Raw genomic sequence first — 26,993 nt, forward strand, 5'->3', positions numbered from 1 at the left:
TTTTACTCTCTAAAGGACATATCTAAAGTTTTTGATTCTTCTTCTATATTTTTGCTGATATTTTCACCTTGTTCAAATCCGCCACCAAAGGCTTTGATAACATTGACTATAGAATTAGCATAAGAATATTTGGTATTATTAAAAGCAACTGTAGCATTTAACCAGTCTTGACGCGCTTGTAGATAGTCTTGCAAAGACATTTCGCCCACATCATAACGCTCTTTGCTTATTTCGTAAATTCTTTTGTAGGATAATTCGCTTGCTTGTGCGTTATTGTATTGCAAGCGAATAGTCTTTCTTGCAATTAAAGCATAGCGAATTTCTCCAAAAGCTGCAACTAAGGTATTTTGATAATTTACAAAAGCTTCATCTTTGTTGAGTTTTGCTAAATTCACATTTTGATAAATTTCTCCCCAGTGGAAAATTGGCATTACGAAATTCCCACCTATACTCCAAGTCCTAGAGCCCGCTTCCACAAGTGTATTTAAATCCCCGCTTTCAAATCCTAATAAGCCTGTTAAAGAAAGATTAGGCAAGAAAGCTGTGCGAGCTACTCCTACTAGATAATTTTGTTGAGTAAGTTTTTCTAAAGAAGATCCAATATCAGGACGCTGCAAGAGTATAGTGCTTGAAATTCCGCTCGGTATATCAAAATCTTTGAGTTTAAAAACCTGATAAGCTTGATCTTGATAAAGAATATCGTTTAAATCATTTGAAGTTAGAATTTTTAAAGCTTTAAGATAGTTTTCTTTATTTAATTTTGCTTCATTGTATTGTAAAGCAGTACTTTCTAAATTTGCTCTTGATTGCGCGATTTCGTATTCTCCTACTGCTCCTACTTGAAATTTTTCATAATTAATTTGATAAATTTCTTGTGCAGATTCATAAGCATCTTTTAAAGCTTTTTCATTTTCATTTGCATTTACAAAATTAAAATAAGTCTGAACCACGCTTGAAACTATAGAAAGTCTCGCAGCTTCATAATCATACTGACTGGCTTTAAAGCCTGATCTTGAAGCGCGATAAGTATCGCGGTATCTTCCCCAAAGATCGATTTCATAGCTTAAATCCAGTCCCATTTTAAAATCATTGCCATAGCTTACTCCCCCAGTGCGGTTGCTTGGAGCATTTGTAGGTGTTTTTGCACGACTTCCGCTTGCGCTACCATCAAATTTTGGCAACAAACTGCTAAAATCTATACCTAATTGAGCAGCAGCTTGTTCCATATGAATAAAAGCAAGTTTTAAATCATTATTGTTCTGAAGAGCTAAATCAACTACGTGATTTAATTTCTCATCATCAAATTCTTTCCACCAATTTTTTGTGATAGAGCTATTGTTTTCTTTTTCCCAGGATAAGGCTCCAAGCTTATTATCAATGCTATAGTTTGCTTCGGGAATATTTAAATTTGGACTTAAAGAGCAAGCTGAAATCAAAAGAGTAAAACTTGCTATAGCGCTAATTGAAATTATTTTATTCATGAACCTTACCTCTTTTTTTATCTAGCCATTCATTAAAATTTTCTAAAAGATAGAAAAATAAAGGCACAAAGAATATCGCTAAAGTTGATGCTGCGATCATTCCACCGATAAGCCCTGTTCCTAAAGAGTGTCTTGAAGCACTTCCTGCTCCTGTTGCGAAAATCATTGGCAAGACCCCAAAAGTAAATGCCAAAGAAGTCATTATGATAGGACGAAAACGAAGTTTTGCTGCTGCAACAGCTGCTTCAAAAACTCCTTTACCTTTTTTAAAGCGCTCTTCCATTGCAAATTCTACGATTAAGATAGCATTTTTAGCTGAAAGTCCAATCAAGAGCAAAAGTCCTGTTTGAAAATATATATCATTGCTAAATCCTCTTAAATATACCAATAAAAATGATCCAAATACCGCAAAAGGCACAGCTGTTACAACTGCTAAAGGTATAAGCCATCTTTCATATTGGGCAGCTAGGATTAAAAAGACAAATACCATGCCTAAAGCAAAAGCATAGCTTGCTGTTCCTTTACTAGAAACTTCTTGATAAGCTGATCCACTCCAAGCTATCGAATAATCATCCCCTAAAGTTTCTTTTGCTACTTGAGCAATCGCTTCTATAGCTTGGCCTGAAGTATAACCTGGTGTGGGTTGACCTTGAACTTGTGCTGCTGGGAAAAGGTTGAATCGTTTTACATCATCAGGCCCTGAACTTCTTTGTAAAGTTAAGAAAGAATCAAGTGGTATCATTTTTCCATCATTTGATCTTACAAAAATATTTTTTAACGCATCTTGTGTATTTCTAAAATCACCTTTTGCGCGGATATTTACTTGGAAATTTTTACCTAGCATAGTAAAATCATTAACATAATATGTTCCAATGGTTGCATTCATTGTACTGAAAACATCTTGCATATTTAAATTAAAATGCTTTAGTTTATCTCTATCAATGATGAGTTTATATTGAGGAAAGCTCGTATCAAGAGTAGTTCGAACCCCATATAATTCCTCTCTTTGATTGGCTGCTGCTACAAGTTTATTTACATCTTCTTGAATTTGATCGTAGCTTTTTCCGCTTTTATTTTGCACATACATTTCAAAACCACCCGTGATACTTAGCCCAGGTATAGGAGGCAATCCTCTAAATACACTTGCAGCATTGCGATCAGGGGCAAATTTTTTATTAAGCTCCATGATGATTTCATCAGCGCTTACATTTCTATCTTTCCAATCTTCAAGCCCTATAAACATTGCAGCGGCATTTTCTTTAAGTGAGCTTGTAAATAAATCAAAACCTATCATAGCCATAGCATCTTTTACGCCATTGGTTTTTAGAATTTCTTGACTCATAGAGTCAACTTCCGAGATCGTTCTATGTAGAGCTGAAGCCGAAGGAAGGTTGATAATACCTATCATTAAACCTTGATCTTCTTCAGGAACCAAAGAGCCAGGAACTTGTTTATAAAGATAAAAAATTGCTCCGAGCATGATACAGAAAATCAAAACAAAACGAATGGTTCTTTTAAGCATATAAGCAACGCCTGCACTAAATATAGAAGTGCTCCAGTCAAAGAAATCATTAAATTTCTTTACAAATTTAAATGGCTCTCCTTCATTACGTCGCAAAAAGAGTGCACATAAAGAAGGTGTTAAGGTAAGAGCTACAAAACCTGATATGGTTACAGATATAGCCAAAGTGAGCGCAAATTGTTTTTGAATTTCTCCCACAAAGCCTGAAATAAAAGACACAGGTATAAAAACAGCACAAAGCACAAGAACAATTGAAATTACAGGTGAGCTAACTTCTTGCATCGCTTGGATAGCAGCATCTTTTACGCTTATTTGCTCATTTTCATGTAAAATCCTATCAATATTTTCTACAACTATAATCGCATCATCTACAACAATCCCTATGGCTAAAATTAAAGCAAAAAGCGTGAGCAAGTTAATACTAAAACCTAAAACATAAAGTCCAGCAAAAGTTCCTAACAATGAAACAGGTACAGCTATCATAGGAATAAGTGTTGCACGGAAATTCTTTAAGAACATATACATAACAATGATAACTAAAATTAGAGCTTCAACAAAAGTTTTAACAACTTCTTTGATTGATTCTATTACAAATTTTGTTGTATCGTAAGGAATTTTATATGTTAAACCTTTTGGAAAATTTTTTGAAAGTTCTTGCATTTTAGCTTCTACAAGTTTTGCTGTATTGAGTGCATTTGCTCCTGATTGAAGATTGATCATAATTGGAACTGCATCATTGCCATTTAATCGTCCTTGTGAGCTGTATTGTTGTGATCCTATTTCCACATCAGCTACATCTTTAAGTCTTAAAAATGATCCATCATTATTTGTTCTTAAAATAATGTTTTCAAATTCACTCGGGCTTTGCAATCTTCCTTGCATGGTGATAGAATAAACATAGGGTGATTTTTGGGTTACAGGTTCTTCGCCAATTTTACCAGTTGCGTATTGGGCATTTTGGTCATTAATCGCAGAAATTACATCAGTAGCTGTGATTCCAAATTTATTTAATAAATCAGGCTTGAGCCAAATTCTTAAAGAATAATTACGATTTCCTATAGCGTTTGCATCTCCAACTCCTGGAACCCTTTTTAACTCATCTAAAACATTTAAAGTGATATAGTTATATACATCTACTGCACTCATTGAGCCATCACTTGAATACATAGAAATTGCAGCAAGTGTTGCTGAGGAAGTTTTTCTAACTGTTACTCCAAGTTTTTTAACTGCATCTGGCATTTTTGCAGTTGCGGCTGAAATTCTATTATTAACATCTATGGTGGCTTGATCAGGATCTGTACCGATATCAAAATAAACAGTCAAACTCATAGTTCCTGAAGAACTTGAAGTTGAATCCATGTAAATCATATTATCTGCGCCATTGATTGCATCTTCGATAGGACTTGCAACTGTTGAAGCAATGGTTTGTGCATCAGCTCCTGTGTAAGTTGCACTTACTTTAACTGTAGGAGGGGTTAAAGAAGGATATTGTTCTATAGGTAAATTTGTAAGACCTATAGCTCCAGCTAAAGAAATGATAATTGCAACAACTGAAGCAAAAACAGGTCTTTCGATAAAAAATTTAGAAAACATTATTGTGCTCCAATTTCTTTAACTTCGCTACCAACTTGAATTTTTTTAAAGTTATCTAAAATGATTTTATCGCCATTTTGTAATCCTTTGTCAATAATGGCATATTCATTGTTTTGGTAGCTTATATGTACAGAAGATTTTTCTACTTTTCCATTTTTAACAAGAAGAACATAAACATCATTTTGATTTTGTTTAACAGCTATTTGAGGCACTTTAAAGCCATTTTTTTGTATAAAACCTTCTGAAGTAATTGTTGCAAAAGCACCTGGTAAAAGTGTTGAGTTGTTGTTGTCAAATATAGCTTTGGCTTTTACTGTTCCACTATTAGCATCTATAACAGAATCAATAAAATAAAGTTTGCCTTGAACGGTTTCTCCATTAAGATTTAAATTTGCATAGATATTGCTTAAATCCCATTTTCCATCTTGAGTATTGCGAACGATATTGAGTTTATCCGTATCTGAAATGTAAAAATCAGCATAGATTGGATTGAGGTTTGTAATTCTTACGAGTTCAGTTGAAGAGGAGCTAACATAATCTCCTATATTAATCAAAGCATCTCCTACAATACCATCAAAAGGAGCTTTAATTTCAGTATAAGCTAAATCAATGCGTGCATTTTCTAAGTCTGCTCTAGCACTGGTGAGATTTGCTTTTGTGTTGTTAAAATTTGCTAAGGCGCTATCATATTCTTTTTGAGAGATTGCTCCTTTATTATAAAGAGTTTTTGAACGGTTATAATCTTTGCTGGCATTGTCAAAATTTGCTCTAGCCATTAAAGCTTTTCCATAAGCTGAATTTACACTTGCTTTAAATTTATCTTGTTCGATAATGAAAAGTGTTTGTCCTTTTTTAATTAAATCACCCGCTTTGAAAAGTTTCTCCACGATAACACCGCTTACTTGAGGTTTGATGATAACATCATAATCACTAACAAGTTTTGCAGGATAAGTAAAGTTAAGCGGTAAATTTTCAGCTTTAGCACTCATTGTACTAACGGATTGAGGGAGTGTTTGTTTTTGAGGTGCTTCTTCTTTGTTACAAGCAGAAAATAAAAATAAAGCACTTAAGAGTAAAAGGGTATTTTTTTGAAACAAATTCATGATTTTTGCCTTAAGATTTTTAATTTAAATATATTGTAATATTTATTACAATATATTTAAGACATATTATAGCTCAAATTTGGTTAATAATTTTTATATTTACTTAATTAAATTGAGGTTTTATTTTCAATTCCTTTTAAAAATATATTGACAATAAATTCCACATGTTCTTTTTGTTCTTGTTTGTTCATTAAAGGAGTATCGGCTAAAACATTTAAACTATGATAAGGTTCTCTTAACATGGCGCAAAAAAGCATGGCAAGTTTTTGGGCATTGTTTGAAATATAGCTGCTATCTTGCTTTTTAAAAAGTTCTATAAGTACGCTATAGGAGAAAATTTTCTGATTGTTTTCAATCCAATTTTTAACATGCTTATGTTTATCATAAACTTGAGAGAAAATAATTTTGCCAAAGGCGACGGTTTGGACTTGATTGAAAATATCAACAAAAGTAAGTCCAAAAGAGGTTAAAAATTCTTTTAAATTTTTATCTTTAATAGTTTGAGTTTGAGAGGCTATTAGGTCAAAATGTTTTTTGCAAACATCATCTAAAATTTCAAAAAATAAACCTTCTTTGCTATTAAAACTATCATAAATATTAGAATACGAACCGCCCGATAGTTTGATAATATCGCTTAAACTGGTTTCTTGAAAACCCTTGGTTAAAAATAGATCAAAAGCAACATTTTTAATCTTTTCTCTTCTTGCTAAAACTTTTTTAGAAGGTGTTTTATTTGGATTCATTATACCCCTTTAAAATTGTGCTTTTAGGATAAACAAAAATACTTTCTCTAAAAATGACAATCTCATCATTATCTTTGGCATAGGCCTTGATGTGAAGTGGAAAAATCACATCTTTTTGATCATTATCTGCTAGCTTTTTAGTAGCTTTTATTACAACAATTTTCTTAGCTTGCTCTCCTGCTTTTAATGTAAAAGCTTTACTTGGACGAATGATTTCTATGCCATTATCAATGCCTTCTAGGCTAGCTTCAAAATAATATTCATGAGCTTTAGAATCAGTATTTTGAAACAAAAAAGTATAAGCATTTGAAATTTCTAAACCATTATTAGTATGCGAAATTTGATAAAGCTCACTGCTACGATTGATATTTAAAAGCATATTTTCTTTTTTACTACCCATAATCATTAAAGCAATTAAAGCAATCACAAGAACAATAAAATAAGCAATGGTTCTAAAGCGGAAATAATTTACTTTTTTGCGTGTTTCTATGGCCTTTACACTGGTCCAATTAATCAAACTTGGTCTATTAAATTTGCTTTGCACTTTAGAACAGGCATCAGCACATTCTAAACAATTGATACATTCAAGTTGCATACCCTTGCGTATATCTATATGAGTAGGACAAATGCTTACACAGGCTTCACAACCTATACATTCACCCTCAGGCGGTTTTTTGTAAAGTTTGGTATGTCCATCATAAATCACTCCCCCACGTTTTTCATCATAAATAACTTGCATGGTATCGCGGTCAAACATTACAGATTGAACTCTTGCGTAAGGACATACATAAATACAAAATTTTTCTGCTAAATAGGTAATATCTAAAGTTAAAAACAAACTTGCGCAAAATAAAACACCCAATAAAAGTAAGTGTTCTCCTGGATTTTGTATATAAGCAAAAAAATCTTCAGGCGGAACAAAATACCAAAGCAAATTACTTACAGCGACTAAAGATATGAAATAAAATAAAATCACCCCTATGATTTTTTTAAAATAATATCCTTCATATTCTTTTTGTTTATTGTTAATATTTTTACGAATTTTTAAAAGTTTAGTCTGGATAATATCTCTATAAATCACTCTAAAAATAGTTTGAGGACAGCTCCAAGCACACCAAACTCTTCCTCCTAAAGTGGTTATAAAAAATATAAATAAAAAAAGAAAAATAAGCAAAAAAGGCATAAGATATAATTCTTGAGTTGAAAATGAAATAAAAAATAGATTCAACTTAGAATGATCAAAGCTCAATAAAAAGAAATGGTTGCCATTAATTGTAATAAAAGGTAAACAAAATATTACAATTGTTGCAATTAGATATACAAAATAACGCTTTTTAGTATAGTTGGTGATGTGATTTTCCATGAAAAACCTCGTAAAAAATTAGTAATTACGATTATAGCCCAAAAAACTAAAACAATTTTTAAATGCTTTCTAAGTTTGGATTAATAAGAAATATTCTATAATCATAATTCACAACAAAAAATTTACACAGAAAGGTGGTGAGGATAGTGCCAGGAATTAAGGTACATCCTAACGAGTCTTTTGACGAAGCGTATCGTAAGTTCAAAAAACAAGTAGATAGAAATCTAGTTGTTACTGAAGTAAGAGCGAGAAGATTTTTTGAGCCTATGACTGAAATTCGTAAAAAACAAAAAATTTCAGCTCGCAAAAAAATGCTTAAAAGACTTTATATGCTTAGACGCTACGAGTCAAGACTTTAACCCAAAGCCCGAAAGGGCTTTTTTCTTAATTTAAGATTTCTTTGCAAAATTACCTTTTTTAAAATCCTAGTTTTATTTTATATATATTAAGATTGCATTTTATTTCTTTAAAATATTTTCATTTTTGTAAGATTTAATTGATTATTTTTTGTTAGAATTTTATCAAAAAATAAATTCTAAATCTCATTTGAGGATCAAGACTATGAAAAAAATTAAAAAAATTATTCAAATCGGTATGATAAGCGGCCTTGCAGCTGTTGCAGGTGGAGCTTTGGTAGGATGTGGAAGTAGCAATGATAATAGTGATACTTTAAATCAAGCAGCAAACACTCAAGGAGCCTTTGTTATCATTGAAGAAATCGCCCCAGGTCAATATAAAATCAAAGATCAATTTCCAAGTGATGAAACTAGAGTTGTTTTAAAAGATATCAATGGCACAGAAAGAGTGCTAAGCAAAGAGGAAATGGATGCGCTCATCAAAGAAGAAGCAGCTAAGATTGATAATGGAACTTCAAATTTGACTAAAGAGGGCGGTCAAATCAGCAGTGGAGGATTAAGCTTAGGAGAGACCTTGCTTGCAAGTGCTGCGGGTGCAATTTTGGGTAGCTGGATAGGCTCTAAGCTCTTTAATAATCAAAATTTTGCCAATCAACAACGAGGCGCTTTTTCAAATCAAAGTGCTTATCAAAGAAGTGTTAATAGTTTTAACAAGGCAGGCACAGCAGGCTCTGCCTCAAGTGCTTCAAAATCAGGATTTTTTGGGGGTGGATCTAAAGCATCTTCGAGTTCAAGTTCTTTTGGATCTTAAGGGGTAAAAATGAGAGTAGTGCAGGTTGAAAAACTTCAAAAAGATTATCTAGAAAGCATAGGATTTTCATGGCATAGTGATGAAGATGGAAGTGATTATATAAGTGATAAATTAGTATGTGTAAGTGAAAATGAAGCCAATGCTTATTATGAGGCAGTCAATGAGCTTTATGATATGTTTGTAGCTGCAGCACAAAATGTTATAGATAATAATCGTTTTGATGAGCTTGGAATTCCTTTTAATCTTGTTGATGCTATTAAAATGAGTTGGGAAAATGAAGTGCATTGGCATTTATATGGCCGTTTTGATTTAGCGGGTGGACTTGATGGCAAGCCTATAAAGCTTATAGAATTTAATGCAGATACCCCCACTGCTCTTTTTGAAAGTGCGATCTTGCAATGGGCGATTTTAAAGCAAAATGGCATGGATGAAAGTAAGCAATTTAATAGCATTTATGAAAGCTTGATGGATAATTTTAAAAGATTGATTACCCTTGAAGAGGATACTCAAGGTTTTGAAGAGTATTATCAAGGATGGAAAATTCTTTTTTCAAGTGTGGCAGGAAGCAAAGAGGAAGAAATCACTACAAAATTACTTGCTCATATTGCAAATGAAGCAGGATTTGAAACAGATTTTTCTTTTGTAGATGAGGTAGAATTTAGCGAAGAGGGAATTTTTAAAGAGGGTGTAAATTACGAATATTGGTTTAAGCTCGTTCCTTGGGAAGATATAGCCATAGAAGAGGGCGAACTAGCCATGCTTTTAACGCAAATCATGAGAAATCAAAAAGCTATTATTTTAAATCCTGCTTATACGCTTTTATTTCAATCTAAGGGAATTTTAAAAATTTTATGGGAACTTTTCCCAAATCATCCATTACTTTTAGAAACACGAGATGTTCCTTTAGAGGGAAAAGATTATGTGAAAAAACCTGTTTTTGGTAGAGAAGGGGCAAATATTAGTATAATCAAAGAAGGTAAAATTTTACATGAGAATGTGGGTCCTTATGGAAACAATAAAAACATTTATCAAGAATATGTAGAATTTAACTCACATGATAATGAATACTATCAAGCAGGTGTTTTCTTTGCTTATGAGGGTTGTGGCTTGGGCTTTAGAAAAGGTGGGCTTGTACTTGATAATTATTCTAAATTTGTAGGACATGTTATTGAAGGGTAAAAAATGAAAATTGTATGCTTGGATGCGGCAACTTTAGGGGATTATGATTTAAGTATTTTTAAGCATTTTGGAGAATTTCAAAGTTATGCTTTAACAGATAGAAAAGAAACCATAGAGCGTTTAAAAGATGCGGATGTGGTTATGACAAATAAAGTTGTTATTGATAAAGAAGTTATGGATGCTTGCCCTAATTTAAAGCTTATTTTAGAAACAGCTACGGGTGTAAATAATATCGATGTTGAATATGCTAAAGAAAAGGGCATTATCGTTAAAAATGCTGCTGGATATTCTACTATGAGCGTAGTTCAGCATACTTTTGCATTTATTTTTGCTTTTTTAAATCATATTCCTTACTATGATAAATGGAGCAAAGAGGGCAAATGGTGTGATAGCCCTATCTTTACAGATTTTGGTAGAATTTTAAATTCAATGGAAGGAAAAAAGCACGGTATTATAGGACTGGGCAGTATAGGCAAAGAAGTGGCTAAAATTTCTAGTGCTTTTGGGGCTAAAATTTGTTATTATTCAACAAGCGGGCTCAATCAAAATGCCGAATTTGAATGCTTAAATTTGGAAGAGCTTTTAAGAACTTGCGATATTGTTAGCATTCACGCTCCTTTAAATGAAAAAACAAAAAATTTGCTTACTTATGAGAAGTTAAAACTTTTAAAAGATAATGCGATTTTGGTCAATGTAGGCAGGGGCGGAATCATTAATGAGAATGATTTGGCAAAAATAATGGATGAAAAAAATATACGCGTAGGACTTGATGTTTTAGAGAGTGAACCTATGATAAAAAATCATCCTCTCTTAAATATCAAAAATAAAGAAAATCTCATCATTACTCCGCATGTGGCTTGGGCAAGCAAAGAAGCGGTGGAAAAATTGATGTCTATGGTTTATGATAATTTAAAAGAATGGATAGAAAATGGCAAGTGAACATAGTTTCGATATTTCAGCAGCTTTAGATAAGCAAGAGCTTAAAAATGCTTTTGAGCAGGCAAAAAAAGAGCTTGATTCTCGCTATGATTTAAAAGGTATTAAGTGTGAAATTGAATTCAGTGAGAAAGATGGTGTTTTTAAACTTCATTCTTCAAGTGAGGCAAAGCTTGATGTTCTAAAAGATATTGTGATTTCAAAACTTATCAAAAGAGGTATTAATTCAAGTGCTATTAAAGAGCTTTCGCGCGAAAGTGGAGCGATGTTTCGTTTAAATTTAAAAGCCAATGATAGCATTGATAGTGAAAATGCTAAGAAAATCAATAAGGCTATTAAAGATAGTAAGCTAAAAGTAAGCTCTTCTATACGAGGAGATGAAATTCGTGTAGTTGCAAAGCAAATTGATGATTTGCAAGCTGTGATGAAAATGGTTAAAGAGCTTAATTTAGAATTAAATCTTAGTTTTAAAAATTTAAAATAGGTTAAGAGTGTTGAGAAAAATTTTTATCTTTTTTTTAATTTTGTTTTTTAGTGCTTGTGCTTTAAAAAATCAAGATTATTCTAGCCAAAAAATGAAGGTTGTATTTAGTACACCAACTATTAAAATCAACGATTTTGGCTTTTTAAAAAAAGAAAATAAGGCTTTAAATTTAGAAGTTTATAAACTTGGACAAGCTTTTTTTAAACTTAAAATCAGAGAGGATATTTGTTTAAATTCGGTGTGCTATAGCAAAATGGTATTTAATCAAAAATTTTTTAAAAATGCCTATTATGAAGATATATTAAAAGATATTTTGGAAGCAAAGCCTTTGTGGAATGGTAAGAATATGCAAAAAACTCAATGCGGATTCAATCAGAATTTAAACAGTGCAAATTATGAAATTTTCTATGAAGTTTGTGATAATAAAATCAGTTTTGTTGATAGAATTTCGCGTATAAAAATTGTTTTAATGAATTTTAAGGATAAAATTTGAAAATAGGGCTGTTGTTATGCTTTTTTGTGAGTTTGGTTTGTGCGCAAATTTATAAGGGTGAAATTTATTTTTATGACTTAAAAGATAAGCAGGTTTTTGCTATAGTTTATGATAATGCTCCTTTTGTACCCATTTTTGATAGGGATGTTAATCAAACTAGTTCTAGTTTTTTAATACTGAGCGATCTTGATACAAATATCGAGATAGCTTTGTTTCAAACAGCAAATTCATGGGAGGATGGAGAAAAAAAATATAAAATTTCTTCTTCTAAAGAACTGGTATTTGATAATAAAAAAATTCAAGGAAATAAACTAGGAACAACAACTCTTGAACTTATCAAAGAGCAAAACAATATAAGAATCAAACGCAGTCTTGATTTTTTAGCCCATCAAGATGAGATCAGAATGCATAACGACATTGTTAGTTTTGAACAAATTCGCCAAAAGCCTATCGTACTAAAAGATGGAAAGCTTAGTTTTGAAGAATGGTATTATTTTTATGAAAAGGATAATCGCGCAATTTTAGAGCTTAATAATTTTGTTTTCGATATGGATAAAAAAGTTTTTTTAAGTTTAAATGAGCTTTATGATGTGGATAATTTGAAATTTAAAGAACTCTTGCATCAAAAACTGAATCTTGTTTGCGATGAATGTTTTGATGATATGGAGCAAGTTTTTTTTAATAATAGCTTTTTAATTACAAATTTGGGTTTAAGATTGTGCTATCTTCCTTATGAAAATCATTATTTGAATGAAAATATTTGTGTTGATTTTAACGAGAATGAGATAAAGGAATTTAGAAAATAAAATGGTCAGGCTAAAGGAATTTTTAAGTCTTAAAAATATAGAAGAAAGTCAAATTTATAAAGAATTAAAGTGTTCAAAGAATGAAGCTTTGATTTTGAGAGAACTTTGTAAAAATTATGTCATTTCCATATCTTCTATCAATGCTTTTACTTTATTGACAGGAATTTTTGGTAGTGAAAAATATTCGTATTTAGATACTTTAGAGGATTTAAAAAGGCTTATTGAAAGAGGTTTTATAAATCAAAATTCTGGCTTTTTTAAAAATATAGAAAGCAATAAAAGCCAAAATTTAATTCTTAGTTTATTGCAAAGCGAGTTGAGTTTAAGTGAGTATTTTTTAGAATTTTTAGAAGCCAAGCCTCGTTTAAATTTGGATAAAAAAGAAGCTTATGGAGAGTATTTAGAATATTTAAAAGATGAATTTATGCGAGTTGAACTGTATGAGAGATTGAGTTTTATACGTTCAAGCACATATAGTGATGAACTTAAAGCACAAATCAAGCTTTATGAAAAACATATTAAAGAAAGACTTAAGAAAAGTAAATTTTATAATATTTTAGCAGATATTTTTAAAGAGTATAGTCTTGAGTATAAAGAGCAGATTATTTTTCTAGCTCTTCTTAAAGAAGAATATACACTAAGTAATGAAAACTCAGTATCTAGAGAGATGAATTCTTTACTTTCTTTAGTCAGTGAAAATGATTTAGAAAAGCATAAAAATAAAAGTTTATTGCAAGAAAATGCTCCTCTTCTTAATTTAATAGAATATGATGAATACTTAAATGCCTTTGGTGATATTTCTAAGAGTTTTTTTATTACAGATGAAATTTTACAAAGAATTATAAATTTCGAGCCAAAACAAAATAAAAAAATTAAAATTGAAAGTGTTTTAAAAGATCAAGATATTTTTGAGCTTATAGAGCCAAGTATAGATATAAATGATATTATCATGCCTCAAAATACTAAAGAGCTTTTGGAAAATATCTTAAAACAACAAGATAAAAAAGTACTTGAAAGGCTAAATTCTTGGGGGATAAAGAGCAATAAAAATATAGAAGCAAAGATTATTTTTTATGGACCTGCTGGAACGGGGAAAACGATGTCAGCCCTAGCTATGGCAAAATCGATGAAAAAAACAGTGCTTAGCTTTGATTGTTCTAAAATTTTAAGTAAATGGGTGGGTGAGAGTGAACAAAATGTAAGGAAAATTTTTGATACTTACAAAAACATAGTTCAAACTTGCAAACAAAGTCCTATATTGCTTTTAAATGAAGCTGATCAGTTTTTAAGCACAAGGGTTGAAAGCAGTAGCGGAAGTGATAAGATGCATAATCAAATGCAAAATATTTTTTTAGAGCAAATTGAGCGCTTTAATGGTGTTATCATTGCTACAACTAACTTTTTAGAAAGTTTAGACAGTGCTTTTTCGAGAAGATTTGATTATAAGATCGAATTTAAAAAGCCTGATTTTAAAGATAGGCTTAAAATGTGGGAGAAATTTTTGCCTAGAAAAGCATCCTTTGAAAAAGCATTTGATGTTAATCTTTTAGCAAATTACGAATTAAGTGGAGCGCAAATTTTAATGGTTGTTAAAAATACTGCTTTGAAGGTAGCTGTGACTGAAGATGGAGTATTTAAAATGCAAGATTTTATAGAGAGTATACAAAAAGAATTAAATTCTAGTTTTGATAGAAGCAAAATTGTCGGTTTTTAAGCTTTTTTAAATTTGAAAAATTTTAAATAGCGTATCATAAAATAAACAAGGCTAAGTATCAAAGCACTCCATTCCCAAAACATAGGAATTTTTGGGGTTAAAAAATAATGATAACTTGCTAAAACTAAGCATACATAACCTAACTTTCTTATCTTTTCAATACCTAACTTTCTTATCTTTTCAATTCTTTTAAAAAATCTAAAAGAGCTTAAAAACATAAAAAAGATGATAATAAAAGCAAAAAAACCACTCGCTTCTAATAAACGATGAGAGATATCATCAAAAAGTCTTAAAAAATTTGCATTTCTATCAAAGATAAAATAATTTAAAAAATGTAAAAATGCCCAAAATGCAGCAAATATTCCTAGTAGCTTAGGATAGCTTTTGGTTTTTTTAAATTTGCATAAAGAAAACAAAAGGCTTAAATTTAAAAAAAATAAAGCAAAGACTCCTGTATAAATATAAGCCTCTTTGACAAAATCAAAGGCTTTTAATATATGATAAAAGCCATAAATCAAGCTTGCTAAAAAAGCAAAATAGGCAAGAAATTTAAAGTATTTGGCGCGCATTAATAATTTGCCTTTAAATCCATGCCCGCATAAAGACTTGCCACTTCTTTTTCATAACCATTAAACATTAAAGTAGGCTTGGTAAAGAAGTCTCCTAAAGCCCTTTCGTTAGCTTGAGACCATCTAGGATGAGAAACATTAGGATTGACATTGGCATAAAAACCATATTCACTTGGAGCGTAACTTTCCCAAGTGGATTTAGGCTGTTCTTTAGTAAATTCTATTTTAACTATAGATTTAATACTTTTAAAGCCGTATTTCCAAGGAACAACAAGGCGTATTGGAGCACCATTTTGAGGCTTTAAGGCTTTTTTATACATTCCTACTGCAAGCAAGGTAAGAGGATGCATAGCTTCATCCATGCGAAGTCCTTCTACATAAGGATAGTCTATAGTTGGAAATAAAGCGTCTTGATCGGGAAATTGACTCTTATCTAAAAGAGTGGTGAATTTAACAAATTTTGCCTCGCTTGTAGGTTTTGCCATTTCAATCAAACGACGCAATTCAAAGCCTACCCAAGGTACCACCATAGACCAAGTTTCAACACAGCGAAAACGATAAATTCTTTCTTCTAGTGGAAATTTTAAAATATCTTCCATGCTTAAAGTTAAAGGTTTTTCTATTTCTCCACTGATATCGATTTTCCAATTTTGAGTATTGAAATTTTGTGCCAATGATACAGCCTTTCTTTTATCTGTTGAAAATTCATAAAAATTGACATAATTTGTAGCCAGTTCTTCATCGCTGATTTCAAGTTTGTTTGGATTAGTATCGCTTGTGAAATTTAAAGCAGATAGTTTAGAAGCAAGCACGCTTGAACTTATTAAAGCACCCGCTCCAAGTTTTAAAAAATCTCTTCTTTTTTTATATAAATTCTCAGGAGTTATAATCATAATTTTTCCTTGTTAAAAATTTTTATTATTAAACTATAACAATGTTAATACAGGATTAATTTTGTGTGATTTTTTCAAGTTCTATATTGTAGAATATTTCTTCGCAAAATTCTTTATAGTGATTAAGTAGTTTAATTTTTGAAGTTTCTTGCATTAGAATTTTAAATTCTAATTTTTTTAATTTTCTAAGTTCATCCTTGAGCTCTTTATCTTTTGAAAACAATAAAAAATATTCTTTAAAGATGAGCTCATAAATTTCAAAAGTTCCATCGACAAGATAATTAATCGCTTTATCAAGATGCCGATTAGAGTCTTTAAAATTTAAAGGATTTAAAACCATGAAACAAAGATGAATCATGGCGAAGTGAAAATATTTAAGATGTTTTTCAGGTAAGGTGAACAAATCGCTTTTTTGAAAATTTTGAAGATTGTTAAAGTCAGAATTCAAGAAATGATAGCCAAAACAGTCATTGATATTTGAAATCAAATTTTTAATTTTTTGTTCTCCATCAAGTTTTTTTCTAAAGGCTACAAAATAAGCGAGAGCCTTGTAAAATATTTGAAAAAATTCAATATGTTTATTTTCTCTTAGACAAATAAGACTTAAATCTTTTGGAGAAGTGGAGTGCTCTTGCATATAATTATAAACTTTCAGGGAAATTTTATTTCTTACCTCAAGCAAGTAGCTCAAGTCTTTTTGTTTTAAAATTTGATAATAAAAAAATATAAAATCTTTAATTAAACCTTTATGATCTTTTTCAAATAATGAAATTTGAAAATCCACGCTAAGAAACTGATTGTAAAGATTAAAGTAATCGCATTCTAATTGTTGATAATTCAATATTTTATCCCACACTTAGCATAAAATTCTTTTAAAGCATGTTCTTTATCAGGCTGAGTTTTAATCCATTCTTCAAAGTGATTACACATATCCCATTCTTTTTGCTGAATTGCTTCATAATTTTGCTCTATATCGTTTTCGCTTATATTTTTTCTGTGTATTTTGTTTAAAATTTTTTCACATACAGCCCTAGGATTTTCATTTTTATATATAGGCCTTCCCACAACGATATAATCACTCAAATTTTCTCTAGCCATTGCAAGATTAGCAACACGTTTTTGATCATCACTTGTTTCTCCAAAAGGACGAATTCCAGGAGTAAGGGTTAAGAAATTTGAACTTGTGTGCTCTTTAATTTTTTTGCTTTCAAAAACAGAGCATACCATACCATCAAGTCCATTTTCATAGGATATTTTTGAAAAATTAATTACAGCTTCTTCAATTTTTTGTCTATAAATACTAAAGAAATTTTCTTCATCAAAACTCGTAAGAGCAGAAACTGCTAAAACTAAAGGTCTTTTTGAAAATTTGCTAAGCCGTGTCATAACTTCTTGTATGGCTATTTTTCCAGCACTTGCGTGGATATTGATCATATCAACACCAAGTTTTGATACTTCTTCGCAAGCATCTGCCATAGTGTTGGGAATATCATGAAATTTAAGATCAAGAAATATTTTAAAATCATCAACTTTTTTAAGTTCTTCTATGAATTTAAAACCATCTCTTAAATATGCTCTTAAACCTACTTTTAACCATATGTCTAAATTTTTTAATTCTTTGGCAAGTTGTAAGCATTCTTCTTTTGTAGAAAGATCAAGTGCGACACAAAGCTTCATTTTTTAGCCTTTATTAAGGCATCTAAAACTCCATTTATAAATTTTGGAGAATTGTCATTAGCAAGTTCTTTAGCAAGTTCTATAGCCTCATTGATGACAATGGCGCTAGGAGTATCGGTAAAAAGTAACTCATAAGCTCCAAGTCTTAGTATAGCTCTTTCTACATGTCCTAAAGCTGTAATTTGATTATCATTTAGAAATGAATTTAAGGTTTCATCAATATTGTTTAAATTATCTAAAATTCCATTATATAAATTTAAAGTAAAATTTTTTTGTTCATTGCGTATTTTTTTTTCATCTAAAATTTCATCTACAAAAACGTTGTTTTGAGAATTTAATTCAAAAGCATAAAGTAAGGAGATGACGCTTTGGCGAACTTGATGACGCGTTGCCATTAAAGCTCCTTGCTTAAATTTAACATCTCGATTACAGTTGTCATAGCTTCAAAGCCTTTATTGCCTGCTTTGCTTCCAGCTCTTTCTATGGCTTGTTCTATAGTATCAGTTGTTAAAACTCCAAAGCTTACAGGGATATTGTGGTTTAAACTCACATTGGCTATGCCTTTGGTGGTTTCTGCTGAAACATAGTCAAAATGCGGAGTTGAGCCACGAATTACTGCACCTACGCAACAAATTGCATCAAATTTTTTGCTTTCTATAGCTTTTTTTAACGCATACGGAAGCTCAAAAGCACCAGGAACAAGTATAAGGCTTAGATTTTCCTCTTTGCCCCCGTGTCTTAAAAAAGCATCTTTTGCTCCTTCTACAAGGCGATCTGTGATGATATGATTAAATCTTGCATTAATGATAGCAATTTTTGTATTTGAGTCTAAATTTAATTTTCCTTCAATAATATTCATTTGTTTTCCTTTATGATATTTTGTATTTCTAGTAATGTATTAACGCAATTTTTAAGGCGTGTAAGATTAAGCATATTAGGTCCATCGCATAAAGCCTCGCAAGGATTAATATGTGTTTCAAAGAAAAAGCCATCTATGCCTACGGCTGCTGCCGCTCTTGCTAAAGGTTCTACAAATTCGCTTTTCCCTCCGCTACTTCCACCTGCAGCCCCTGGCATTTGTACACTATGGGTAGCATCAAAAATAACTGGAGCAAATTCACGCATGATAACTAAAGAACGCATATCTACTACTAAATTTCCATAGCCAAAGCTAGCCCCTCTTTCGGCTACAAAAACACCATTTCTTTGAGCAGCTTCATAGCCTTCATCTTCTATACCACGGGTTTGTAGAACTTTTTTAACGCTGTATTTGATATCGCTTGGGTTTAAAAATTGTCCTTTTTTGATATTAATTTTTGCCTTAGTTTTTGCTGCGGCTACAAGTAAATCGGTTTGACGACATAAAAAAGCAGGAATTTGCAAGACATCAGCTACTTCACTTACAGGGTTTGCTTGATTGCTTTCGTGTATATCGGTTAAGATTTTCATACCAAATTCATCTTTTACGCTTTGTAAAATTTTTAATCCTTCTTCAAGACCAGGACCTCGAAAAGAATTAATACTTGTGCGATTGGCCTTATCAAAACTTGATTTGAAATAAAATTCTATATTTGGATTTTCATTAAAATTTTTTAACTGTTCAGCAACTTTAAAAATCAAATCTTTGCTTTCTATCACGCAAGGACCAGCAATGAGTATCATTTTTTTCATTTTTTTCCTTTGTTCTTAACTAAAATTAATCCACCAAAAATAATGCCTATTATACCTAAAAAAACCATAGTACTTGGTAAATTATCTCCCAAAATTATCCCAACTATCATACTAAATACTACATCAAGATAACTAACTCCAGCAACTACTCCTGCTTGTTTAGCGATACCATAAGCTTTAGTGACATGAATTTGATAAATGGTGCCTAAAGTTCCCATAATGGCAATGATAAGCCAAGCTGTAAGACTCGGCATCACAAAAGGTGCTAAAATAAAATCCAAATGTAAAGAATCAAGATGCTGTGGTTCAAAAAATTCAGCACTGATCATAGAAATTAAAGGCATTAAAGCCCCCAAAAGGATAAAAGAAAATGCAATTTGTTCTGTAGTGTAAAATTTTCTAAGCTCTCTTACACTTGTAAGAGCTAAGGCTGCTAAAAATCCACTCATAACACCTAGGATAGAATTTTTTAAATCAAAACCCGAATGAGTTGAACTATCCGCCCAAGGTTGCGCAATTAAAAGCACCCCGCTAAATGCGATTAAAATCCCCAGCCATCCCTTGGCTCCGATATTTTCTTTAAAAATAATAAAAGCTATTAAAGTGATGAAAATTGGAGCAGTTTTTTGAAAAGCAAAAGCACCCCCTAGAGTAATATTTGAAACATTATAAAAAAACATATAAAGCGAAAGTGTTCCTGTTACCCCGCGAAAGACTAAAAGCCAAAAATGTCCTCCTTCTTTGTGAACTTTTGAACGCTTGAGTAGATAAACTATAAAAAATACGCCGATGATATTTCTAAAAAACATAATTTCAATCGAACTCATTTCTTTGCTAAGAATTTTCGCACAAGCTCCCATAAGTGCAAAATCTAAGCACGCTAAAATTATAAAATAAATTCCTAAATTATGTTTGATGACTTTTAGCATCTTTTTTTCCTTGATTAAATTATGGTTAATTCTAGTCTTTTTTTGCTTAATATTAAGGCAAATTTTATATAATTTTTTAAAAAAATATACATTAAAAATTTTTATTAGGTAAACAAATGCAAAGCATCATACTTATAGGTAAGCCAAATGTTGGAAAATCAAGTTTATTTAACAGAATGGCAAGGCAAAGAATAGCTATTACAAGTGAAATTTCAGGTACTACAAGAGATACCAATAAAACAGAAGTTTTTATAAATTCTAAAAAAGCCCTATTGATTGATAGTGGTGGTCTTGATGAAAGCAATGAGCTTTTTAAAAATGTTAAAAAAAATACCCTAAAAATTGCAAAAGAAAGTGATATTATCCTTTATTTGGTTGATGGAAAACTAAGTCCTGATGATGAAGATAGGCAATTTTTTCATTCTTTAAAAAAATTAGGAAAGCCTATTGCTCTAGTAATCAACAAAGTGGATAATAAAAAAGATGAAGAAAGATCGTGGGAATTTGCTAATTTTGGTGTAAAAGAGGTTTTTAATCTTTCAGTTACTCACAATATAGGGCTTGATGAGCTTTATAATTGGCTTGAAAACTTTTTAGATGAACAATTTTTAATCCCTGATGAGGAAGAAAATTTAGAAGATTTTTTAGAACATTATGAAGAGGGAAAAGAATTTCAGTTTAAAGAAGTCGATCAAAATCATATCAGAGTGGGTATAGTAGGGCGTGTTAATGTTGGAAAATCAAGCCTTTTAAATGCCTTGGTAAAACAGGAGCGCAGTGTTGTAAGTTCTATTGCGGGAACGACAATTGATCCTGTTAATGAAAGCATAGTTTATAAGGATAAAGTGATAGAATTTGTTGATACTGCAGGTATTAGAAAGCGAGGTAAAATTCAAGGGCTTGAGCGTTTTGCATTAAACCGCACAGAAAAGATTTTATCTAATTCTCAAATCGCACTTTTGGTTTTAGATGCCAATGAAGGTTTTAACGAGCTTGATGAAAGGATAGCTGGACTTGCAGCAAAGCATTATTTGGGCGTGATTATTGTATTAAATAAATGGGATAAAACTGAATTTGAATTTGATAAAGTGGTAAAGGAATTAAAACTTGATCGCTTTAAATTTTTAGCTTATGCGCCCATTGTCAGTGTTTCTGCTTTGAGTGGAAAAAGAGTACATGTTTTATTAGAAAAAATTTTAGAAGTCTTTGCTAATTTTACACAAAAAATTCCAACCTCAAAACTCAATGATTTAATCGCAAGTGCGACTAAGGCTCATCCTTTACCGCATGATTATGGAAAATTGGTAAAAATTTATTATGCAGTGCAGTATGATTTAGCACCTCCTAAAATTGCGCTTATCATGAATCGTCCCAAGGCCTTGCATTTTAGCTATAAGCGTTATTTGCAAAATCAAATCAGAAAAGAATTTAACTTTGAAGGTGTTCCTTTAGTCATTGCTTCGCGCAAAAAAGGAAGCAAGGAAAATGATGAAAGTTAAAAATATCGTTTTTATAGGATTTATGGGTTCTGGAAAAAGCACTTTAGCAAGAGCTTTAGCTAAGGATTTAGATCTTGTTTTTTTAGATAGTGATTTTTTAATAGAACAAAAATTTAATCAAAAAGTTAGTGAAATTTTTGCACAAAAAGGGGAGAATTTTTTTAGAGAACAAGAGCAAAAAATGTCTGATTTTTTTAGTTCTTGTGAGAAAGCTTGTATTGCTACGGGTGGAGGGTTTGTTAATGTTTCAAATTTAGAAAAAGTAGGTTTTTGTGTTTATTTAAAAGCAAGTTTTGAATATTTAAAGAAGCGTTTAAGCGAGAATGAAATTGCTAAAAGACCTTTATTTTATGATGAAGTTCAAGCAAAAAGATTATATAATGAGCGTCTAAATAAATACGAGCAAAAAGCGAATTTGATTTTAGATGTTGAAAATAAAAGCATTGATGAGCTTGTGATAGAAATAAAAAAGGTGATAAAATGAGAGTATTAACAGGACTTCAGCCAAGTGGAGATTTGCATATAGGCAATTATTTTGGTGCTATAAGGCAAATGGTGGAGGCTCAAGAAAAAAGTGAAATGTTTATGTTTATAGCAAATTATCATGCTATGACTTCAAGTCAAGATGGAAAGAAATTAGAGCAAAATTCACTCAAAGCCGCTGCGGCTTTTTTAAGCCTTGGTATAGATCCGCAAAAGAGCGTTTTTTGGTTGCAAAGTGATGTTAAGGAAGTTATGGAGCTTTATTGGATTTTATCGCAATTTACTCCTATGGGTTTATTAGAGCGTGCGCATAGTTACAAGGATAAAGTTGCTAAGGGACTTAGTGCTTCACATGGGCTTTTTTCTTATCCTGTTTTAATGGCAGCTGATATTTTACTTTTTGATACACAAATTGTCCCTGTAGGAAAAGATCAAATCCAGCATGTTGAAATCGCACGCGATATTGCTTTAAAAGTTAATAATGAATGGGGTGAAATTTTTACCCTTCCAGAGGCTAAAGTTAATGAAGAAGTAGCTGTAGTTGTAGGCACTGATGGGGCAAAAATGAGTAAATCTTATCAAAATACTATAGATATTTTTAGCAGTGAAAAAATCTTAAAAAAACAAATTTCTTCCATAGTTACAGATAGTACCGCTTTAGAAGATCCAAAAGATCATGAAAACTGCAATATTTTTAAAATCGCAAAGCTTTTTTTAGATGAATCAGGGCAAAAAGAATTACAAATACGCTATGAAAAAGGTGGTGAGGGTTATGGACATTTTAAAATGTATTTAAATGATCTTGTCAATGAATACTTCAAAGAAGCAAGAATGAAATACGATGAGTTGTTAGAAAAACCTTCGCATTTAAAAGAAATTTTAGAATTGGGTGCAAGCAAGGCTAGGAGAATTGCTCAAGAAAAAATGCAAAAAATTTATGAAAAAATAGGACTTTAAGGAGTAAAAATGCTTGATTTGAAAAATTTACAAAATAATTTCGATGAGGTGGCTAAAAAGTTAAAAAATAAAAAAGTTGATGAAAATATCTTAAAAAAACTTGCTGAACTTTTTGCAAGTTTAAAAAAAGAAAAAACAACTTTAGAAGAATTTCAAGCTTTTCAGAATAAATTCAGTAAAGAACTAGCCACTGCAGAAGATAAGGAAAGCTTGAAGGCAAAACTCAGTGAAAATAAAATTAAAATCAACGAGCAAAATGCAAGAGTAAATGCTTTAGAAAATGAGTTAGAAACCATTGCTCATGCCATTCCAAATATCCCTGATGAATGCGTTCCCGTGGGTGAAGATGAGGAAGAAAATGTTGAAATAAAAAAAGTTTTAACGCCCCCTCAATTTGATTTTATTCCAAAAGAACACCATGATTTAGGAGAAAGTTTAAATTGGCTTGATTTTGTGCGAGGAGTAAAAATTTCACAAAGTCGTTTCTGTGTGCTTAAAAACGAAGGAGCCTTATTAAGTCGTGCTTTGGTAAATTATATGATAGATTTTAACCGAAGCCGTGGATTTGAATTTGTAAATGTGCCTTTTTTGGTAAATAGTGCTACGATGTTTGGTACAGGACAGCTTCCTAAATTTAAAGATGATATGTATAAGATAGAGGATGAGGATTTGTATTTAATCTCAACTTCTGAAATTCCTGTGACAAATCTTTATAGTGGAGAAATTTTAACAAGTGAAAGTTTACCTATTAAAATGACTTGCTATAGTGCTTGTTTTAGAAAAGAAGCAGGAAGTGCAGGGCGTGATACAAGGGGTATTATCCGTCAGCATCAATTTGAAAAAGTGGAGCTTGTGAGCATTGCCAAACCTGAACAAAGCGATAGTGTTTTTAATGAGATGGTAGAATGTGCAAGTGATTTGCTTAGTTCTTTAGGTTTAGCGCATAGACATTTGATGCTTTGCACTGGAGATTTAGGCTTTAGCGCAGCAAAAACCATAGATCTTGAAGTTTGGATACCATCACAAAATAAATATCGTGAAATCAGTTCTGTTTCCAATTGTCGTGATTTTCAAGCAAGGCGTGCAAAAATTCGCTATAAAAATGAAAAAGGAAAAAATGAATTAGTGCATACTTTAAATGGTTCTTCTTTGGCAGTAGGTAGAACTTTGGTTGCTATTATGGAAAATTATCAAGATAAAGAAGGTAAAATTCAAATTCCTGATGTATTGAAAAAATATTTTTAAAGAGTGTAAATGGCAGATAAAGAAGATATAGTTCTTGAAAAACCCGAAGATACTTTAAATGAACCAAGACTTGATGAAAGTTTGGGTGAATTTAAAGGGCAGGAAGGTCAGGCTCCTGAGGATGAAGAATTTGCATCTTTACCAGAGGAATTGCCTAGGGAAAATAGTGATAGCGGTTTTAAATTCACAAGAGAAAGTGCACCAGAAGAAGTATCGACTTTTGAAGAGGTAAAAGAAGATGAGTCTACTCCGTGGTATAAAGATCGTAAATTTATGTCTCTTGTGGGCTTGTCTTTGGGAATCATTTGTATTTTGGTATTTACTTTATTTTATTTAACTTTTAATGAAGGGAAGGTTAAGCCCGATATTATCGCATCAAAGCCTATTGAACAGCCTGTGGTTATGCCTGATGAATCCTATAATTATAATGATATGACAAGGGTTGATGGGATGATACAAAAGGCAAATGCGCTTTATTTAAAGGGTGAAGTGGAGCAAGCTTTGAAAGTTTATGAGCAAATTGCCGTTTATAATGAGTCTTTATCTAATTATAACTTAGGGGTTTCTCAAATGAATGAGGGTAAATTTGATGAAGCCTTTGATAGTTTTAAAAAGGCAATAGCTAATGGAGAAAATCAAAGTGTGGCAGCTATTAATGCTGCTGTTTGCGCTTTAAAGCTTAATGATAAGGAAAAATTTAAATATTATATAGATTTAGCGCAAGTTTATCTTCCTAAAGAAGGAAAATCTAAATTGTATGATTATTATTTGGCTTTAATTAATTATTATAAGGGTTATTATCCCGAAGCTTTGCAAATGCTTCAACGCGTAAATTCGGAACCTTACACAGATGTAGCTAAATATTTATCCGCTAAAATTTATGCAAAGATGGATTTTGATGCAAAATCTGTTCAACAATTAAATACTCAAGGAAGTTTTGAACCTAGTCTTTCTTTGGGACTTTTATATGCAAGAATGGGAGAATACGATAAGGCTAAAATAGCCTTAAATACAGCAATGAAGATCGAAAGAGATTTCAATCAAAGTCTTTCAGCTTTAACTTTAGTTGATATTAAAACAGGAGATTTTCAAGATATGTTATTGCGTTTGCAGGATACATATAGAAATGATGAAGATAAGTATAAAATTTTAGATAGATATAAGATCAAAGTTCGTTTAAATAAAGAACTCTTCAATATAGCCATAGCGCAGAGAAATTTTTCCAATGACATCCTAAAAAAACAAAAAGATCAGTTTGATTTACTTTTTTATTTTGCGCCTTATCAAGTTTTTGACTCAAAACAAGCATCACTTTATATAAAAAAAGCCAATATTACAAATTTTGTAGATGATAGTTCAGATGGTCAAAGCTATTTGGCTAGGAGTCAAGCCTTATCTTCAACTAATGTAAAAATTTCTAACATTATCAATGATGCATTAAATCAAAAATTAAGACTTGCAAATAAAGAATTCCAAGCTTTATTGGAGGATTATCCTGAACATAGTATTTTACAATACAATCTTGCTTTAACTTATGCACAAATGCAAAATTATGAACTTGCTTATAAGCATTTTTCTAGCTCTTATCATTTAAATCCTAAAAATTATTTATCCGGTGCTTTTGCGATGTTTTGCGGAAAATTAAGTGATAATGATACAACCAAACTTTATCATGAAATTCTTGATAATATTGCAGCAGATTCAAATTTTAAAGCCAATATGCAAAAAAATATGCTATTTTTAGCTAATGGTGATTATATTTCTATGTTGCCTTATTTGCATGAGAATGGACAAAAAACACCCTTAAATCTTATTTTTGAAACTATTATTGCAAAAAATAATAATCTTAACAATCAAGTAGATGTAAGAATCGCCAAATTAAGATCAGAACTTCCGCAAGATATTGTGGCAAATATTTTGTATTTTAATTCTTTAAATTCGAATTTGAATATTAAAGAATATGCTCAAAATGCCCAAATTCATTTTAAGAATTTACAAGTTGATTACCGCAGTGTTTTTGGAGGTTCAAATATTGCTAGGGAATTGTATGTTAATTTAATGCATATTGCAGGATTGTTAAATTTAGAAAGACAAAAATTTAAAACCTTGATTAATACCTCTAAGGTTAAAGATGAGGGTATGATACAAACTTTAGCTTATTTGGATATTTTTGCGCAGCAGTATGAGGAATCTTATGCTTTGTATAATACTCTAATCGATGAATATGGAGCAAAGGATTCTAGGACTTTGTTTTTAGCCTCTGTAGCTGCTGTGGGTGCGAATAATCCAAACTCAGCCATTGCTCTTTTGCAACTTTCAAAACTCACAGATAAGAATAATAAAGAAAGTAAGGTAGCTTTAGGTTTGCTTTATCAAGAAGTGGGTAATTACGAAGCGGCAATGACGCAGTATAGAACTTTGCCTAATGATTTTAAGAGTGAATTTTTTACTTTTGATATTAAAAATCAATAAGGTGCTTGGTATAG

The 26,993-nt window shown here is 31.3% G+C and carries 26 protein-coding genes; 13 read left to right on the plus strand and 13 right to left on the minus strand.

The genetic code is table 11. The features are described from left to right. Positions 1 to 2: 2 nt before the first annotated feature. From cmeC to ccoG, 5 genes are all read right to left on the minus strand, one after another. Positions 3 to 1,481, minus strand: a complete 1,479-nt coding sequence (gene cmeC, locus BGS43_RS08750) for a multidrug efflux transporter outer membrane subunit CmeC (protein ID WP_057037109.1) — start codon at positions 1,479 to 1,481, stop codon at positions 3 to 5. Then, entirely contained in the window at positions 1,474 to 4,596 is a 3,123-nt protein-coding gene (gene cmeB, locus BGS43_RS08755) for a multidrug efflux RND transporter permease subunit CmeB (protein ID WP_096569455.1), read from the minus strand. The genes cmeC and cmeB overlap by 8 nt, the downstream gene beginning before the upstream one ends. Continuing rightward, positions 4,596 to 5,699 carry an efflux RND transporter periplasmic adaptor subunit gene (locus tag BGS43_RS08760; protein WP_002787523.1) on the minus strand — a complete coding sequence of 368 codons (1,104 nt, stop codon included), beginning with the start codon at positions 5,697 to 5,699 and terminating at the stop codon, positions 4,596 to 4,598. The genes cmeB and BGS43_RS08760 overlap by 1 nt, the downstream gene beginning before the upstream one ends. Before the next feature lie 107 nt (positions 5,700 to 5,806). Then, positions 5,807 to 6,442 (minus strand): multidrug efflux system transcriptional regulator CmeR, encoded by a 636-nt coding sequence (gene cmeR / locus BGS43_RS08765; protein WP_021033770.1) that lies wholly within the window; start codon positions 6,440 to 6,442, stop codon positions 5,807 to 5,809. Next, positions 6,429 to 7,805 carry a cytochrome c oxidase accessory protein CcoG gene (gene ccoG / locus BGS43_RS08770; RefSeq protein ID WP_032686040.1) on the minus strand — a complete coding sequence of 459 codons (1,377 nt, stop codon included), beginning with the start codon at positions 7,803 to 7,805 and terminating at the stop codon, positions 6,429 to 6,431. Before ccoG ends, cmeR begins: the two co-directional genes overlap by 14 nt. Before the next feature lie 146 nt (positions 7,806 to 7,951). Between ccoG and rpsU the strand changes: the two genes are divergently transcribed. The 8 genes from rpsU (at position 7,952) to BGS43_RS08810 (ending at position 14,584) form a co-directional block, all read left to right on the plus strand. Then, a complete protein-coding gene (rpsU, locus tag BGS43_RS08775) occupies positions 7,952 to 8,164 on the plus strand; it encodes a 30S ribosomal protein S21 (protein WP_002780697.1) in 213 nt (70 codons plus the stop codon). A 202-nt stretch (positions 8,165 to 8,366) separates the two neighbouring features. Further along, positions 8,367 to 8,972, plus strand: a complete 606-nt coding sequence (locus BGS43_RS08780; RefSeq protein ID WP_002783166.1) for a UPF0323 family lipoprotein — start codon at positions 8,367 to 8,369, stop codon at positions 8,970 to 8,972. 9 nt (positions 8,973 to 8,981) lie between these two features. Next, positions 8,982 to 10,151, plus strand: coding sequence for a glutathionylspermidine synthase family protein (locus BGS43_RS08785; protein WP_025398718.1), 1,170 nt, complete (start codon positions 8,982 to 8,984; stop codon positions 10,149 to 10,151). 3 nt (positions 10,152 to 10,154) lie between these two features. Next, the gene (locus BGS43_RS08790) at positions 10,155 to 11,090 is read left to right on the plus strand and encodes a D-2-hydroxyacid dehydrogenase (RefSeq protein WP_002789675.1); all 936 of its coding nucleotides are present in this window, start codon (positions 10,155 to 10,157) and stop codon (positions 11,088 to 11,090) included. Further along, positions 11,080 to 11,571, plus strand: coding sequence for a YajQ family cyclic di-GMP-binding protein (locus BGS43_RS08795; RefSeq protein ID WP_002778301.1), 492 nt, complete (start codon positions 11,080 to 11,082; stop codon positions 11,569 to 11,571). The genes BGS43_RS08790 and BGS43_RS08795 overlap by 11 nt, the downstream gene beginning before the upstream one ends. 10 nt (positions 11,572 to 11,581) lie before the next feature. Further along, complete coding sequence (locus tag BGS43_RS08800; protein ID WP_002780699.1) at positions 11,582 to 12,064, plus strand: hypothetical protein; 483 nt, start codon at positions 11,582 to 11,584, stop codon at positions 12,062 to 12,064. Beyond that, a complete protein-coding gene (locus tag BGS43_RS08805; protein WP_096569458.1) occupies positions 12,061 to 12,870 on the plus strand; it encodes a hypothetical protein in 810 nt (269 codons plus the stop codon). The genes BGS43_RS08800 and BGS43_RS08805 overlap by 4 nt, the downstream gene beginning before the upstream one ends. Before the next feature lies 1 nt (position 12,871). Beyond that, entirely contained in the window at positions 12,872 to 14,584 is a 1,713-nt protein-coding gene (locus BGS43_RS08810) for an ATP-binding protein (protein WP_096569461.1), read from the plus strand. On the opposite strand, the gene BGS43_RS08815 is transcribed toward BGS43_RS08810, so the two are convergent. Genes BGS43_RS08815 through BGS43_RS08850 form a run of 8 tightly spaced genes read right to left on the minus strand, consistent with a single transcriptional unit; the run spans position 14,581 to position 20,323 of the window. Next, complete coding sequence (locus BGS43_RS08815; protein ID WP_096569465.1) at positions 14,581 to 15,153, minus strand: ferric reductase-like transmembrane domain-containing protein; 573 nt, start codon at positions 15,151 to 15,153, stop codon at positions 14,581 to 14,583. The two genes, BGS43_RS08810 and BGS43_RS08815, sit on opposite strands and share 4 nt — an antisense overlap. Further along, positions 15,153 to 16,046: a protein-methionine-sulfoxide reductase catalytic subunit MsrP gene (gene msrP / locus BGS43_RS08820; RefSeq protein WP_052774188.1), complete on the minus strand. Its 894-nt coding sequence runs from the start codon at positions 16,044 to 16,046 to the stop codon at positions 15,153 to 15,155. Before msrP ends, BGS43_RS08815 begins: the two co-directional genes overlap by 1 nt. Before the next feature lie 55 nt (positions 16,047 to 16,101). Further along, complete coding sequence (locus tag BGS43_RS08825) at positions 16,102 to 16,887, minus strand: hypothetical protein (protein ID WP_002824766.1); 786 nt, start codon at positions 16,885 to 16,887, stop codon at positions 16,102 to 16,104. Then, complete coding sequence (gene pyrF, locus BGS43_RS08830; protein WP_052802168.1) at positions 16,884 to 17,723, minus strand: orotidine-5'-phosphate decarboxylase; 840 nt, start codon at positions 17,721 to 17,723, stop codon at positions 16,884 to 16,886. Before pyrF ends, BGS43_RS08825 begins: the two co-directional genes overlap by 4 nt. Further along, positions 17,720 to 18,118, minus strand: coding sequence for a transcription antitermination factor NusB (gene nusB, locus BGS43_RS08835; protein ID WP_002824771.1), 399 nt, complete (start codon positions 18,116 to 18,118; stop codon positions 17,720 to 17,722). Before nusB ends, pyrF begins: the two co-directional genes overlap by 4 nt. Then, a complete protein-coding gene (gene ribH, locus BGS43_RS08840) occupies positions 18,118 to 18,582 on the minus strand; it encodes a 6,7-dimethyl-8-ribityllumazine synthase (RefSeq protein ID WP_002854278.1) in 465 nt (154 codons plus the stop codon). The genes nusB and ribH overlap by 1 nt, the downstream gene beginning before the upstream one ends. Further along, a complete protein-coding gene (gene kdsA / locus BGS43_RS08845) occupies positions 18,579 to 19,394 on the minus strand; it encodes a 3-deoxy-8-phosphooctulonate synthase (protein ID WP_002858652.1) in 816 nt (271 codons plus the stop codon). Before kdsA ends, ribH begins: the two co-directional genes overlap by 4 nt. Beyond that, positions 19,391 to 20,323, minus strand: a complete 933-nt coding sequence (locus BGS43_RS08850; RefSeq protein WP_096569468.1) for a DMT family transporter — start codon at positions 20,321 to 20,323, stop codon at positions 19,391 to 19,393. Before BGS43_RS08850 ends, kdsA begins: the two co-directional genes overlap by 4 nt. Positions 20,324 to 20,439: 116 nt before the next feature. Between BGS43_RS08850 and der the strand changes: the two genes are divergently transcribed. From der to pflB, 5 genes are read left to right on the plus strand one after another with little or no spacing between them, the layout of a single operon-like run. Continuing rightward, positions 20,440 to 21,822, plus strand: a complete 1,383-nt coding sequence (gene der / locus BGS43_RS08855; protein WP_025398724.1) for a ribosome biogenesis GTPase Der — start codon at positions 20,440 to 20,442, stop codon at positions 21,820 to 21,822. Continuing rightward, on the plus strand, positions 21,809 to 22,306 hold the full coding sequence (locus BGS43_RS08860; protein ID WP_072219714.1) for a shikimate kinase: 498 nt from the start codon (positions 21,809 to 21,811) through the stop codon (positions 22,304 to 22,306). Before der ends, BGS43_RS08860 begins: the two co-directional genes overlap by 14 nt. Next, complete coding sequence (gene trpS / locus BGS43_RS08865; protein WP_057032977.1) at positions 22,303 to 23,262, plus strand: tryptophan--tRNA ligase; 960 nt, start codon at positions 22,303 to 22,305, stop codon at positions 23,260 to 23,262. Before BGS43_RS08860 ends, trpS begins: the two co-directional genes overlap by 4 nt. Positions 23,263 to 23,271: 9 nt before the next feature. Continuing rightward, entirely contained in the window at positions 23,272 to 24,507 is a 1,236-nt protein-coding gene (gene serS, locus BGS43_RS08870; protein WP_002824782.1) for a serine--tRNA ligase, read from the plus strand. A gap of 9 nt (positions 24,508 to 24,516) precedes the next feature. Then, a complete protein-coding gene (pflB, locus tag BGS43_RS08875) occupies positions 24,517 to 26,979 on the plus strand; it encodes a motility protein PflB (protein ID WP_096569471.1) in 2,463 nt (820 codons plus the stop codon). Positions 26,980 to 26,993: the final 14 nt, after the last annotated feature.

Origin of the sequence: Campylobacter sp. 110, assembly GCF_002383965.1 — a bacterium.
In the GTDB taxonomy this organism is placed as follows: domain Bacteria; phylum Campylobacterota; class Campylobacteria; order Campylobacterales; family Campylobacteraceae; genus Campylobacter_D; species Campylobacter_D coli.

Coding starts and splice junctions, on each gene's coding strand:
- BGS43_RS08850 (WP_096569468.1), bottom strand. CDS start 20,323: ATGCTAAAAGTCATCAAACATAATTTAGGAATTTATTTTATAATTTTA.
- BGS43_RS08795 (WP_002778301.1), top strand. CDS start 11,080: ATGGCAAGTGAACATAGTTTCGATATTTCAGCAGCTTTAGATAAGCAA.
- ccoG (WP_032686040.1), bottom strand. CDS start 7,805: ATGGAAAATCACATCACCAACTATACTAAAAAGCGTTATTTTGTATAT.
- BGS43_RS08790 (WP_002789675.1), top strand. CDS start 10,155: ATGAAAATTGTATGCTTGGATGCGGCAACTTTAGGGGATTATGATTTA.
- trpS (WP_057032977.1), top strand. CDS start 22,303: ATGAGAGTATTAACAGGACTTCAGCCAAGTGGAGATTTGCATATAGGC.
- BGS43_RS08760 (WP_002787523.1), bottom strand. CDS start 5,699: ATGAATTTGTTTCAAAAAAATACCCTTTTACTCTTAAGTGCTTTATTT.
- pyrF (WP_052802168.1), bottom strand. CDS start 17,723: ATGAAGCTTTGTGTCGCACTTGATCTTTCTACAAAAGAAGAATGCTTA.
- BGS43_RS08815 (WP_096569465.1), bottom strand. CDS start 15,153: ATGCGCGCCAAATACTTTAAATTTCTTGCCTATTTTGCTTTTTTAGCA.
- nusB (WP_002824771.1), bottom strand. CDS start 18,118: ATGGCAACGCGTCATCAAGTTCGCCAAAGCGTCATCTCCTTACTTTAT.
- cmeC (WP_057037109.1), bottom strand. CDS start 1,481: ATGAATAAAATAATTTCAATTAGCGCTATAGCAAGTTTTACTCTTTTG.
- kdsA (WP_002858652.1), bottom strand. CDS start 19,394: ATGAAAAAAATGATACTCATTGCTGGTCCTTGCGTGATAGAAAGCAAA.
- serS (WP_002824782.1), top strand. CDS start 23,272: ATGCTTGATTTGAAAAATTTACAAAATAATTTCGATGAGGTGGCTAAA.
- BGS43_RS08810 (WP_096569461.1), top strand. CDS start 12,872: ATGGTCAGGCTAAAGGAATTTTTAAGTCTTAAAAATATAGAAGAAAGT.
- msrP (WP_052774188.1), bottom strand. CDS start 16,046: ATGATTATAACTCCTGAGAATTTATATAAAAAAAGAAGAGATTTTTTA.
- BGS43_RS08780 (WP_002783166.1), top strand. CDS start 8,367: ATGAAAAAAATTAAAAAAATTATTCAAATCGGTATGATAAGCGGCCTT.
- cmeR (WP_021033770.1), bottom strand. CDS start 6,442: ATGAATCCAAATAAAACACCTTCTAAAAAAGTTTTAGCAAGAAGAGAA.
- BGS43_RS08860 (WP_072219714.1), top strand. CDS start 21,809: ATGATGAAAGTTAAAAATATCGTTTTTATAGGATTTATGGGTTCTGGA.
- ribH (WP_002854278.1), bottom strand. CDS start 18,582: ATGAATATTATTGAAGGAAAATTAAATTTAGACTCAAATACAAAAATT.
- cmeB (WP_096569455.1), bottom strand. CDS start 4,596: ATGTTTTCTAAATTTTTTATCGAAAGACCTGTTTTTGCTTCAGTTGTT.
- pflB (WP_096569471.1), top strand. CDS start 24,517: ATGGCAGATAAAGAAGATATAGTTCTTGAAAAACCCGAAGATACTTTA.
- der (WP_025398724.1), top strand. CDS start 20,440: ATGCAAAGCATCATACTTATAGGTAAGCCAAATGTTGGAAAATCAAGT.
- BGS43_RS08785 (WP_025398718.1), top strand. CDS start 8,982: ATGAGAGTAGTGCAGGTTGAAAAACTTCAAAAAGATTATCTAGAAAGC.